At 70.5% G+C, this 12,593-nt stretch carries 12 protein-coding genes; 7 read left to right on the forward strand and 5 right to left on the reverse strand.

Going from position 1 to position 12,593, the window contains the following annotated elements:
* Positions 1-97: 97 nt before the first annotated feature.
* The 4 genes from ACFXKG_RS26405 (at position 98) to ACFXKG_RS26420 (ending at position 2,712) form a co-directional block, all read left to right on the forward strand.
* On the forward strand, positions 98-367 hold the full coding sequence (locus ACFXKG_RS26405; RefSeq protein ID WP_384843880.1) for a hypothetical protein: 270 nt from the start codon (positions 98-100) through the stop codon (positions 365-367).
* Positions 360-992 (forward strand): DUF6879 family protein, encoded by a 633-nt coding sequence (locus ACFXKG_RS26410; RefSeq protein WP_384843884.1) that lies wholly within the window; start codon positions 360-362, stop codon positions 990-992. The genes ACFXKG_RS26405 and ACFXKG_RS26410 overlap by 8 nt, the downstream gene beginning before the upstream one ends.
* A 180-nt stretch (positions 993-1,172) precedes the next feature.
* Positions 1,173-1,388, forward strand: a complete 216-nt coding sequence (locus ACFXKG_RS26415) for a hypothetical protein (RefSeq protein WP_384843887.1) — start codon at positions 1,173-1,175, stop codon at positions 1,386-1,388.
* Between the two features lie 193 nt (positions 1,389-1,581).
* A complete protein-coding gene (locus tag ACFXKG_RS26420; protein ID WP_384843890.1) occupies positions 1,582-2,712 on the forward strand; it encodes a methyltransferase domain-containing protein in 1,131 nt (376 codons plus the stop codon).
* Between the two features lie 50 nt (positions 2,713-2,762).
* Here the strand turns inward: ACFXKG_RS26420 and ACFXKG_RS26425 are convergent, their stop codons facing one another.
* The gene (locus tag ACFXKG_RS26425) at positions 2,763-3,107 is read right to left on the reverse strand and encodes a hypothetical protein (RefSeq protein WP_384843893.1); all 345 of its coding nucleotides are present in this window, start codon (positions 3,105-3,107) and stop codon (positions 2,763-2,765) included.
* Between the two features lie 179 nt (positions 3,108-3,286).
* Here ACFXKG_RS26425 and ACFXKG_RS26430 point away from each other — a divergent pair, with 179 nt between their 5' ends.
* A complete protein-coding gene (locus ACFXKG_RS26430; protein WP_384843896.1) occupies positions 3,287-4,141 on the forward strand; it encodes a helix-turn-helix domain-containing protein in 855 nt (284 codons plus the stop codon).
* Between the two features lie 14 nt (positions 4,142-4,155).
* Positions 4,156-4,353: a DUF397 domain-containing protein gene (locus ACFXKG_RS26435; protein ID WP_384843899.1), complete on the forward strand. Its 198-nt coding sequence runs from the start codon at positions 4,156-4,158 to the stop codon at positions 4,351-4,353.
* 93 nt (positions 4,354-4,446) lie between these two features.
* On the opposite strand, the gene ACFXKG_RS26440 is transcribed toward ACFXKG_RS26435, so the two are convergent.
* Together ACFXKG_RS26440 and ACFXKG_RS26445 are read right to left on the reverse strand one after the other, a co-directional pair.
* Positions 4,447-7,029, reverse strand: a complete 2,583-nt coding sequence (locus ACFXKG_RS26440; protein WP_384843902.1) for an ABC transporter permease — start codon at positions 7,027-7,029, stop codon at positions 4,447-4,449.
* Positions 7,026-7,814, reverse strand: coding sequence for an ABC transporter ATP-binding protein (locus ACFXKG_RS26445; protein ID WP_384843905.1), 789 nt, complete (start codon positions 7,812-7,814; stop codon positions 7,026-7,028). Before ACFXKG_RS26445 ends, ACFXKG_RS26440 begins: the two co-directional genes overlap by 4 nt.
* 568 nt (positions 7,815-8,382) lie before the next feature.
* Here ACFXKG_RS26445 and ACFXKG_RS26450 point away from each other — a divergent pair.
* Positions 8,383-9,948 carry an MFS transporter gene (locus ACFXKG_RS26450; RefSeq protein WP_384843945.1) on the forward strand — a complete coding sequence of 522 codons (1,566 nt, stop codon included), beginning with the start codon at positions 8,383-8,385 and terminating at the stop codon, positions 9,946-9,948.
* A gap of 63 nt (positions 9,949-10,011) precedes the next feature.
* Here ACFXKG_RS26450 and ACFXKG_RS26455 read toward each other — a convergent pair whose 3' ends face one another.
* Entirely contained in the window at positions 10,012-10,869 is an 858-nt protein-coding gene (locus ACFXKG_RS26455; RefSeq protein WP_384843908.1) for a cellulose-binding protein, read from the reverse strand.
* Positions 10,870-11,045: 176 nt separating this feature from the next.
* The coding region (locus tag ACFXKG_RS26460; protein ID WP_384843911.1) for an SUKH-4 family immunity protein at positions 11,046-12,593 on the reverse strand (1,548 nt) is incomplete at its 5' end.

Below are 12,593 nucleotides of genomic sequence, written 5' to 3' on the forward strand. Positions count from 1 at the left end.
TTGGCGAGAACTCGCCTCCTGGCGATGTTGCTTTGCGTAGTCGGCCCCCGTAAAATTTATTATTCCTTTTCGCCTGAAACTCTCGCCGGGGGCAGGAATGAATCGTCCGTGGGAAGCAGACCCTTCCGCGTTATTCGCCAGGCGCCTCGGCAGGACGGCGCAGGAGCTCGGACATTCACAGGACGACGACGATTGCCCGGACATCTGGCAACTCGACAACGGCGACATCGCGGTCATCGGCCGCGATCTGACGACGGCCTATTCGTCACAGCTCCCCGCCGGAGTCTCCCTGGCGGCGGACGAACGTCTCGTCGTGATCCCCGGCAATATGCTCAGCGCCGCGAAAAGGGATATTCCGGATGCTTGATCTGAGGGCACCGAAAATCAGCCCGGAGTTGGGTGAGCGCCTCGTCAGCAAGGACTACAAGCGGGACTTCAGGGAGCGCCAGGCGCTGATCCACGACGGAGCCTCGTGGAAGCTGGAGCGGCGGCAGTACTTCGAGGAGCAGAACAGCCCCAGCAGGGACGCGCTTCATCACGGCGACTGGCAGGAAGCGCTTCGCCTCTTCGCCGAAGGGCGGGGCGCCATCATGGCGAAGGCACGGGAGAACGAACGCCGCCGGTACGTATTTCACCGGGTCCGTATTGTGGAGTATCCCATCACACCGTATGTGCAGTGGGAATTGCACTCACTGGTACAACAGGACGAGCTGGGCGGGAACCGCGTACGGATCGTCACCGCGGACAAAGTGGCAGACTCCGAGAAGGCGCGGCAGCTTCCGGAAATCGTGGTGATGGGAAGCCGGACGCTCTACAACATTCTTTACACCGACAACGGGCGGCCGTTGGGCGCGATCCGCTTCACCGACCGGCGGAAGGTCCATGACTGGGAGCATTACATCCGATCGCTTTACGAAGCGGGCGAGGACATCGCCTCGTTCTTCTCCCGTGAAATTGCTCCCCTGCCCGCGCCCGTCCCGCAACCGGAGTGAGTCATCGATCAGCACAGCGGCCCGTCAGACGTTCCCGATCGCTCGAACAACGAGCTGTCGGGAACGTCCCAGGACGTCGTCCAGGCCGGAAGCGTCACCGGCGGGGTCCACTTCCACCGGCACACGCCACCCGGAAGTGGCGGCCCCGGACACGAGGGCGCGGCAGGACGCGAGGGCCCGGTGCCCCGGCAGTTACCCGGTGACATCCACCGGTTCATCAACCGCACCGCCGAACTGGGTGAGCTGAACGCCGTCCTGCCTACCGCCCAGCAGCACCGCACCCAGGCGCTGCGGCTGCTCGCCCCCCACGAGGCCCCCCTGGCGGCGGCCGTGCGGGGACGGCTCGGCGGGGCGGGGCGGGGTCGTAGCCTACCCAAAAGAGCGACTTTCCTGTGACGTTGAGCGCATGAAATACTGCATAACGTTACAGGCGTTCGGGAGGCTTCGAGAGAGGAGCCGATGCATGGGTACGCACGGTGATGGCAAGGGCGGTTCCGAGGGCGACAAGAAGCAGTCACCTCGTGAAGGCGATGGCAGATGGACCAAGCCGGTCACCAACCCCCCGAAGAAGAAGGACAAGTGACCTGACGTGAGCACCCCGGCGCGCCTGCTGGAGATCCTGGCCGCCCAGGGGGCGGTCACCGCCGGATGGGAGGACACAGTAGGCGCGGTCCGGCGTGAGTTGTTCCTGCCGGACACGATCGAGGCAGGAGGTTCGATGATTTCCCGGGCCGAGAACCCGGAGCAGTGGCTCGCCGCCGTCTACGACGACCTTCAGATCATCACTCAGGTCAACGACGGCCTCGAAACTCCCGAAGGCACCTACCAGTTGCCGACCTCGTCCAGCTCCATGCCCAGCATCATGCTGGAGATGCTGGAACTCCTGGAGGTACGGGAGGGGCAACGCGTCCTGGAGCTCGGAGCGGCCACCGGCTACAACGCCGCCTGGCTCGCCCACCGCCTGGGCTCGGACCGTGTCACCAGCATCGACCTCGATCCGGTACTGGCCCGGCAAGCCGCGAAGAACCTCGATGCGGCCGGCTTCCATCCCCAAGTGGTCTGCGGGCTCGGCGAGTACGGCCGGCCGGACGGGGCACCGTACGATCGCATCGTCGCGACGTACACCGTGCCCGAGATCCCGTACGCCTGGGTCGAGCAGGCCCCTGCGGGCCGGATCGTCGCACCCTGGGGCGGAAGTTTCTTCCCGTACAGCTTCGCCGTGCTGGATGTGGCCGACGGCGAGGCACACGGCCGCTTCACCGGATACCCCGCCTTCATGCGTACCCGCCGGAATCGCCCGCAGCGCGGCTATCTCGCCGATTTCCTGCACCACCGGGAGGAGGCCGTCGAGTCGCGTACAGACCTGTCCCCTCTCACCTTCGACGGCGACCCCGACGCGCTGTTCTTCATCGGCCTCGACCTGCCCGACGCCTGGCACTTGAGGGTCGACGCGGACACCGGGAGCAACGACAGCGGCGGCGAGGCGACCTTCTGGATCCTGGCGGACGACCGAAGGTCCTGGGCGGCGGCCGATCACGTCCCGGGGGCCGAGGAGTACGTGGTCACCCAGTACGGGCCGCGCTCCCTGTGGGACGAGGTGGAACGTTCCTACCGGCGGTGGGAGGAGCGCGGTCGGCCGGAACGCGACCGCGCCGGACTGAGCGTCACGCGCAGCGGCGAACAGGTATGGCTGGATACGCCGGGGAGCGTCGTCCCGTAACGGCGGCAGCGCGCGGAGTACGGATACGGCCGCGCACCCACACCCGCGTTTCAGACGGCGCACCCCTCCCGTGCGCCCGCGTCAGCGCCGGGCGGCGCGAGCCACACAAGGCGGGGCGTACCGTCCTCCGTCCGGCGGAAATGCCGCATGATGCCCTCCGCCGACGCCAGCCGCCACCGGCGCCCGCCGCTGACATGGATGACCTCGGCCTCCCCACTCTCGTACGCCAGGCCCCACGCGACGACCACGGCGTCCGCGTCGTCCGTGCCAGGGCGGTACTCCTCTACGACGGCGAAGAGCCGGGGTGCGGTATCGCGTACAAGTTCGTACACCTCCTGGGTGAAGTCCAGCTCCGGGGTGGGGTCTTGCGGCGATGCGGTCGGCATGCTCGTCATGAAAATCCCCTGTCTGAGTCTGAAGAAGGGTGATCGCCTGCCCGGTAGGGCCGGGGCATGGCGAGGCGAAGGCGCCTGGTGGCGCGGCCGGTTGGAGCGGCCTGTTACACACAGTAGACGAGACGCTACTATTCACACAGCAAAAAATGCCGATACATCAGAACGGGTGAAGCAACGCTATGGCTCGGAAGGTTTTCCCGCCGTCGGTACGGCAACGGCGCCTTGGCGCCGAGTTGCGCAGGCTCCGCGAGCAAGCGGATCTGTCGGTCACCAAGGCTGCCGCGCGCCTCGGTACCTCTCAGCCGCAGGTCAGCAGTGTCGAGCTGGGGCACTTCGCGGTGAGCGCGAACCGGGTCCGGGCCATGGCTCATAGCTACACCTGCACGGACGAGGCCTTGGTCGACGCACTCGCCGAGATGACCGGAGGGCGGACGCGCGGCTGGTGGGAGGAGTACCGCGACATCCTTCCGGCCGACACACTTGATCTGGCCGAACTGGAACACCACGCCACCGGAATGCACACCGCAGCGGTGATCCATCTGCCGGGACTGCTCCAGACCCGAGCCCATGCGCATGCCGTCATCAGCGACGTGGTCCCGTCGCTCGCGCCGCCCGATGTGGAGCACCGGGTCTCGTACCGGATCAAGCGGCAGGCAGTGCTCTACCGGGAGAATCCGACTCCTCTGACGGCGATCATCCACGAGGCCGCCCTGCGTATGGGCTTCGGCGGCCCGGAGGTAGCCCGCGCGCAGCTGAAGTCCCTCCTGGATTTGAGCGAACGGGAACACATCACCATCCGGGTGATCCCGTTCGGCGCGGGCACCTTCCCCAGTTCCGGACAGGGCATCCACCACATGGCCGGAGCCATCCCGGCTCTCGACACCGTTCAACTCGACACGGATCACGGTTCCGCATTCCTTGACACCCCACCGCAGTTGGTGAAGTACCGGACCGTTCTGGACCGCATGGAAGCTTGTAGCCTCAAACCAGCGGCGTCCCGGACTCTGATCCGCCGGGTCGCACAAGACATCTGAGAAGGGGAAAACGCGTGTCGGCCCTCAACTGGCAGAAGTCCTCGTACAGTGGCGAGGCCGCCAACTGCGTCTATGTTGCCGCCACCGGCGACGGCACCATCAAACTCCGCGAGAGCGACACCCCGGACACCATCCTCACCACCACACCCGACAGCCTCCGCGCCCTCATCCTCGGCGCAAAAGCAGGCGAGTTCGACCGCCTCGCCTCGTAACGCGCAGCACTCCGGCCCCGATGGACGTTGGAGGGCGTCCACCGGGGCCGGAGTGACTACCGTACCCGTACGTGCGTGCCTGGTCCGTACGTTCTACTCCGTCGCGATCGCGGTCAGGACGTTCATGCGGCCCGCGCGGAACGCCGGGATCAGGGCGGCGAACAGGCCGACGAAGGCCGAGGCGACGAAGACCGTGGCGATGGTCGGCCAGGGGATTTCCAGGACCCCCAGGCCCTCCAGGGCCAGCAGCTTCTGGGCCGAGGTGCCCCAGCCCATGCCCAGGCCGAGGCCGAGCAGCGCGCCGAAGAGGGCGATGACGACCGACTCCAGGCGGATCATGCGGCGGAGCTGGCGGCGGGAGAGGCCGATGGCGCGGAGGAGGCCGATCTCCCGGGTGCGTTCGACCACAGAGAGGGCCAGGGTGTTCACGACCCCCAGCACCGCGACGATGATCGCGAGCGCCAGCAGGCCGTAGACGATGTTCAGGAGCTGGCCGATCTGGTCCTTCAGGTTCTGCTTGAAGTCCGTCTGGTTCTGCACCTTGTACTGCGGGTAGCCGGCCAGCGAGTCCTTGAGGGCCGCGTACGCCTGCTTCTCCTTGCCGTCCTCGGCCGCCGCGAACATGATCATGTTCTTGGGGACCCGGTCGGCCGGCAGGTACCGCTCGACGGTCGTGATGTTGACGTACATCGCGCCCTTGTCGACGTTCACGTCGTCCGAGGTGATCGCCGCGACCTTCAGCTTCGCGGTCCGGCCGCCGTTGAAGGCCACCGTCATCTCGTCTCCCACCTCGACGCCGTGCCGCGCGGCGTAGTCGTCGCCGACCGACATCGCGTCCTTGCCGTAGGCCGCCGCCAGTTCACCGCTCACCGTCTCACGGCGCAGGTCCGTGGCGTACGACGGATTGGCCGCCGCCAGGCCGACGCGATCCGTCTTGCCGTCGGGGGCGGTCAGCGCCACCTCGACCCACTTGTACTCCGTGAAGTGCGCGATGTCCGGCGTCTTCTCCAGTGCCGCCTGGGCCTGCGGCACGATCGGCTGGCCGTTGCTGCCCTGGATGATGAAGTCCGCGCCGACCGACCGGTCCAGCTCGTCCGTCGCGGAGGCGACCATCGACGAGCCGACGACCGACAGGCAGGCCACCAGCGCGAGGCCGATCATCAGGGCCGCGCCCGTCGCCCCCGTACGCCTCGGGTTGCGCAGGGCGTTGCGCTCCGCCATCCGGCCGACCGGGCCGAACATCCGCAGCACCGCCACGCTGAGCACCCGGACCAGGCCGCCCGCGAGGAGCGGGCCGATCACGACGAAGCCGAGCAGGGTCAGGACCACGCCGACGCCGAGGTAGAGCGAACCCTCGCTCGCCTTCGCGGAGTTCGCCGCCAGGAGCAGCGCGGCCCCGCCGGCGCCCGTCAGGACCAGGCCGATGACCGCCCGTACCCACCCGGAACGCCCGTCGGCCGGGGTCCCGGCGTCGCGCAGCGCGGCCATCGGGGAGATCTTCCCGGCCCGCCGCGCCGGTACGTACGCGGCGACGACCGTGACGACGATGCCGAGGACCAGGCCGATCACCGGGGTCGTCCACTTCACCGTCAGATCGTCCGTGGACAGGTCCATGCCGATGGAGGACATGACCTTCATCAGCCCGACGGCCAGCCCCACCCCGGCCGCGACACCCGTCACCGAGCCGATGATCCCGAGGAGCACCGCCTCCAGCAGCACCGAGCGGTTGACCTGCCGGCGGCTGGAGCCGAGGGCCCGCATCAGGCCGATCTCCCGGGTCCGCTGCGCGACCAGCATCGAGAAGGTGTTGACGATGAGGAAGATGCCGACGAGGAAGGCGATCCCGGCGAAGCCGAGCATCGCGTACTTCATGACGTCGAGGAACGAGCCGACGTCGGAGCGGTTCGCGTCCGCCGCCTCCTGCTGCGTCTGGAGCTTGTACGGGCCGGCCCCGAGCGCCGCCGCGACGTCCTGCTTGAGCCGCGCGTCGCCGACGCCCTGGTCGGCGGTGACATTGAGGTGCGTGAAGCGGCCGGTCCCGCCGAGCAGCACCCGCTGCGAGGTGGCGGTGTCGAAGAAGACGATCGTCGCGCCCGGGTTGGTGACGGTGAAGGTCGCGATCCCGGAGATCCTCGCCTTGGTGTCGCCCGTGACGGTGATGGTGCGCAGTTCGTCACCGATCGCGAGACCGTGTTTCTCGGCGGCGTCGGCGTCGATCATCACCTCGGTCGGGCCGCGCGGCGCGTGGCCGGAGGTGATCCGCATCGACTTCAGGTCGTTACGGGTCCAGTTGCCCGCGATGGTCGGGGCACCGTTGCTGCCGCCCACGTCCTTGTTCGCGTCGTCGACGACGGTCACGCTCATGCTGCTGACGGCGCCCTCGACGGACCGTACGCCCTCCGCCTTCCGTACGGTCTCGATCGCGGCGGCGGGCAGCGACTCGGGGCGGCCGGTCCCTGAACTGCCCGAATCCCCGTCCGGCTCGGCCTTCTTCGGGCTGACCGTGACGTCCGCGGAGGTCGCGGCGAAGAGCTTGTCGAAGGTCGTGTTCATGGTGTCGGTGAAGACGAGCGTCCCGCAGACGAACGCCACCGAGAGCAGGACCGCCACGGCGGAGAGCGCCATGCGTCCCTTGTGCGCGAAGAAGTTGCGCATCGAGGTCTTGAAGACGGTCACGAGGTACGCCCCCGCGCGTCGAAGTCCTTCATCCGGTCGAGCACGGCGTCGGCGGTCGGGCGCAGCATCTCGTCGACGATCCGGCCGTCCGCGAGGTACAGCACCCGGTCCGCGTACGAGGCGGCCACCGGGTCGTGCGTGACCATCACGATGGTCTGGCCCAGGTCGTCCACCGAGCGGCGCAGGAAGCCGAGGACCTCGGCGCCGGCCCGCGAGTCCAGGTTCCCCGTGGGCTCGTCGCCGAAGATGATCTCGGGCCGCGCGGCGAGGGCGCGGGCCACGGCGACGCGCTGCTGCTGCCCGCCGGAGAGCTGCGTCGGGCGGTGCGTGAGCCGGTCGGCGAGTCCTACGGTGTCCACGACCTGCTGGAGCCAGGCGCTGTCCGCCTTGCGGCCCGCGATGTCCATGGGGAGCGTGATGTTCTCCAGGGCGTTGAGCGTCGGCAGCAGGTTGAACGCCTGGAAGATGAAGCCGACGCGGTCCCGGCGCAGCCGCGTGAGCTGCTTGTCCTTGAGCTTGGTTATCTCGGTCTCGGCGAGGTGGATCTCGCCGGAGGACACCGTGTCCAGACCGGCGAGGCAGTGCATCAGCGTCGACTTGCCGGAACCCGAGGGGCCCATGATCGCGGTGAACTCCCCCCGGGCGATGTCCACGTCGACATGGTCCAGCGCGACGACCCGGGTGTCCCCGGAGCCGTACGCCTTGACGACCTGCCGCGCTCGCGCCGCGACGGCCGTACGCCCTCCGGTACCCCCGTGCTTGGGGATGGTCACAGCCGTTGTCACGGTAAGTCTCCTATATCGCTTGATGCATCGCATGAGTCGGTGCGTGCGTAGGTGCGGGTGCGGGTGCGTGTGTGGTTACGGGGACGTCGCCGGCGCGTGCCTGGACGAGTCTGGCGTGTTCGAGGTGTCGGACACAGTGGTGCCCGGCGCAGTCTTCGCCTGGGGTTTTCCCCACCCCCCTGTCGTGGGGAAGCCCCCGGCGCGGGCCCCGTGGCGGGGCCGCCGTGTCCGTAAGAACAACCTAAGGAGCGGGAAAGGCCCACACGTCCTCCACCGGGACGAACGGCCCCTGGGCAGAAGTAAGGAGGTACCCCTAGGGGACTACACCCGCCGGTGGAGGACGCCAATACTCCGTTTCGTCCCCTCCCGCCGTCCGAGGTGCGGGTGAGAAGGTGTCCCCGACGAAATACGTGTACGGGGAAGGGATCCTGTGAGCGGCGCCGGAGGAAGTACCGAGGAGACGGAACCCACCGAGGACACGGAGCACGCCGGAGGCGCGGAGCACGCCGGAGCCGTCGAGAACGCCAAGGGCACCGAGCACGCCAAAGGCGCGGGACATACGGGCGCGATACCCGCCGGCCCGCGCACCCCCGGCAAGCGCGGGCCCGTCGTCGCCGCGCTCATGCTCGGGATGGCGCTCGCCGCGCTGGACGGCACCATCGTCTCCACGGCCGTCCCGCAGATCGTCGGCGACCTCGGCGGATTCGCCGTCTTCTCCTGGCTGTTCTCCGGCTATCTGCTCGCCGTCACGGTCACCCTGCCCGTCTACGGAAAGCTCTCCGACACCCTCGGCCGCAAGCCCGTACTGGTCGCCGGCATCGTCCTGTTCCTCATCGGCTCGCTGCTCTGCGCCACCGCCTGGAACATGGCCTCCCTGATCGCCTTCCGCGTCGTCCAGGGGCTGGGCGGCGGGGCGCTCCAGGGCACGGTGCAGACCATCGCCGCCGATCTCTACCCGCTGAAGGAGCGCCCCAAGATACAGGCCAGGCTCTCGACGGTCTGGGCCTCGTCGTCGGTGGCGGGCCCGGCGGTGGGCGGGTTCATCGCGGGGTACGCGGACTGGCGCTGGATCTTCCTGATCAACCTGCCGGTCGGGGCGGTGGCGCTCTGGCTGGTCGTCAAGTACCTCCACGAGCCGCACCGGGCGCGCGCGGCCGTGACGGGTACGGAGGCTCACGCGCGTACGCGGCCCGCCGCCCGGGCCCGTATCGACTGGGCGGGCGCCCTGGGCGTCTTCGCGACCGGGGCGCTCCTGCTCACCGCGCTCGTCCAGGGCGGGGTCGCCTGGCCCTGGCTCTCCGCGCCGTCGTTCGCGTTCCTCGGCTGCAGCGCGGTCCTCGCGGCGCTCACCGTCGTCATCGAGCGCCGGGCGGCGGAGCCGATCCTTCCGGGGTGGGTCTGGCGCCGTCCCACCATCGCGGCCGTCAACCTCGCGCTCGGCGCCCTCGGACTGCTGATGGTCGCCCCGACCGTCTTCCTCCCGACGTACGCGCAGTCCGTCCTCGGGCTCGGTCCGATCGCCGCCGGGTTCGTGCTCTCCGCGATGACGCTGAGCTGGCCGGTCAGCGCGGCCCTCTCCAACCGGGTCTACAACCGCATCGGCTTCCGGCTGACCGCCGTCATCGGCATCTCGCTCGCGACACTGGTCCTGCTCGCCTTCCCCCTGCTCCCCTACCCGGGCCACGCCTGGCAGCCGACGCTGATCATGCTGCTGCTGGGGGCGGCGCTGGGGCTGTTCCAGCTTCCGCTGATCATCGGGGTGCAGTCGACGGTCGGCTGGTCGGAGCGGGGCACGGCCACCGCGTCCATCCTCTTCTGCCGGCTGATCGGCCAGAGCGTGGGCGCCGCGCTGTTCGGCGCGGTCGCCAACTCCGTACTCTCCGCGCGGCTGGCGAACGCGCCCACGCCCGGGCTGCCCCAGGACGTGGACGGTGTCGCGCAGGCCCTGGCGGACCCGGCGTCCCTCGGCGCCGGGGCCGCCGACTATCTGCGCCGGGCGATGGACACGGCGGTCGACCATGTCTTCGTGGGCGCGGCGGTCGCGGGCGCGCTGGCCCTTCTCGTCCTGCTCCTCCTCGCGCCGCGCCGCTTCCCGGTGATCCCGGACGCGCCCGCCGACCAGCAGGGTCCTTAGCAGCCGCGCGGACAGGCGGGGCAGCGACTCAGCAGCCACACCCCTCAGCGAGCGGAGACCCCGTCACTCCTCCGTCGGCGCCCTCCCCGTCAGCGCCGCCAGGCTGTTCCGTACGTGCGCCATGTGCGCCCGCATCTCCTCGCGCGCCTCCTCGTGGAGCCGTATCTGCCGTTCGGTGTCCCGGGTCACCGAGTCCGCCCGCGCCCTGGCCCGGGCCATCAGCTCGCTCGCCTGGTCCTGCGCGTCCTCCTGGCGGTGCCGCGCCTGCTCCCCCGCCGCAGAGAGCCCGCGCTGCGCCTCCACCAGCTTCGCCTGCGCCTGCGCGACGAGTTCGGCCGACTCGGCCTCCAGCGCCGCCTCCCGCGCCGTGGACTCCCGCTCCGTCGCCGCCAGCCGCTCCGTGTGCTTCTGCTCCAGCTCCTCGATCAACCGCCGCGTGCGCCGGCGCACCTCGTCCAGCTCCGCGACCGCCTCCGCCCGGCGCTCCGCGCCCTCGTCGCGGGCCTCGCCGCGCGTCGCGTCAGCCGCGTCCCGCGCCGCCCCCACCACGCGGTCGGCGTCCGCCTCCGCCGCCGCCCGTATGCCGTCGGCCTGGGCGCGCGCCGCCTCGCGGATGTCCGCCGCCACCGCCTCGGCCGCCGCGAGCACCGCCGCGCACTCCTCGCGCACCTCGGCCCGCAGGGTCTCGTCCTCCTGCCGCGCTAGCGCCAGGATCTGCTGGGCGCGCCGGCCGAGCGTCTCGTACGTCGGCTGCTCCAGCGTGGAGACCCGCGCCGCCAGCAGCTCCGCCTCGCCCGCCAACTGCTCGGCCTGGGAGGTGAGCCGCACGATCCGCTCCCGGGCGTCGTCGCGCTCCTTGAAGAGCTCGGCGTACGTCCGGTCGACCTGTTCGGGACGGTAACCACGACCCCATACGGGCACGAAGCCATGATCCGACAACGGTGCACCACCCATCTTGAAGCCCCTCAGGGGCAAGCCACACAGTCATGTAGTCACACAGCCATAAAAGTCGGGGTCGGATCGGGTACAGCGAGGCGCCCACCGCAACGCGATGGGCGCCTCGGTCATCCGCCGACGCGTTCTGTTCTAACGAACGGTCACAGCAATCCGTCCCACATCTGTTCCAGCAGTACCGACCACCAGTTCTCCGGCGACGACAGGGCCGCCGGGTCCAGCGCCGCGAGCTGCGCCTGGAAATCGACCGTCCAGCGGCCCGCCTGCTCGGGGGTCAGCCCGTAGCGCAGCCGCCACATCCGCCCCAGCAGCGCCAGGGAGCGGGTGAACTCCGGCAGCCCGGTGTTCACGAACTGCGGCGGCACCGGCTGCCCGCCGGGACCCGCCTCCACCGGTACGGCCATGATGTGCGCCGTACCGTACTGGACGCAGAGCGCCCGCCCGAAGTCGCTGCCCATCACCAGGTACGAGCCCGCGTCCGAGGCCGGCTGCACCTGCCGCTGCGCGGCCAGTTCGGCCAGCGTCGGCACCACCGGCTGCGGGGGCTGCGCCCAGAAGAACGGCCCGAAGTCGGCCGGCAGCCCCGCCCACACCAGCGTGCGCGCCACCAGGTCCGGCACGCCCTGCCGGGACACGGCGCGCTGGTCGAACCGGCAGATGGCCCCCGGGCCGAACGCCCCCGCCAGTTCCTGCGCGATCCCCTCCGGCGGCACCGGCGGCGCGGGCGCCACCTGCGGCAGCGGCGCCCGGACCGGCGCGGGGCGCGCGGGACCGTCCGCGACCTGGTGCAACTCGCCCTGGTGGGTGAGGAGATGCTGCATGCCCTGCTGCCGGCTGGCGTGGTCCTGACCGTACGGGGCGACGCTGGTGATCCGGACCTGCGGCCAGGTCTCCCGGATCATCCGCGCGCAGTAACCGCCCGGCAGCTCGCACGACTCCAGCTCCGTGTGGAGTTCGAGCACCTGCTGCGGCGGCACGTTCATCCCGCGCAGCTCGTGCAGGATCTGCCACTCGGGATGCGGGGTGCCGGGCGCCGAGCGCCGGATGATCTGCGCCTCGGAGCCGTCGGGCGCGCGGTAGCGCAGCACGGCCTGGTAGCCCGGACCGACGGTCGGCAGCCCGGACGGCTGGGGCGGGTAGCCGTATGCCGCCGGCGGTACAGGACCGGGCGGTACGGGGCCGGGGGCGCCCGGCGGCATCCCCGGCGGCATGCCGGGCGGGCCCGGCGGCCGGGCGGCCGACGGCGGTACGGGGCCGCCCTGCTGCCCCGGTCCCGCCAGCATCGTCGCGGCGTGGTGCACACCGCCGGGCGGCGTACCGGGGGCGCCCGGCGCGCCAGGTGCTCCCGGAGCGCCGGGCGGGCCCGGGGGCCGGGGCGCGCCGGGCGGGCCCGCGAGCGGGTTCTGGCCGCCCTGGCTCGGGTCCGCGAACATCGTGGCCGCCTGATGCACGCCGCCCGGGGGCGTACCGGGAGGCGTGCCCGGGGGCGTACCGGGCGGGGTGCCGGGGACGCCCGGCGGACCGGGCGGCCGCGGGACGTTGGAGCCGATGCTCGGCGCGAGCTGCGTCGGCAGATAGCCACCGGCCGGGGCGCCCGGTGTCCCCGGACCCGACGGCGACGGAGCCTGCGGCGCGGGCGGCGGGGTGCCGCCCGGGACGCCCGGAGCGCCGGGCGGCGGCGGGGGCTGCAC

It is taken from the genome of Streptomyces sp. NPDC059255 (assembly GCF_042752355.1).
Lineage (GTDB): Bacteria > Actinomycetota > Actinomycetes > Streptomycetales > Streptomycetaceae > Streptomyces.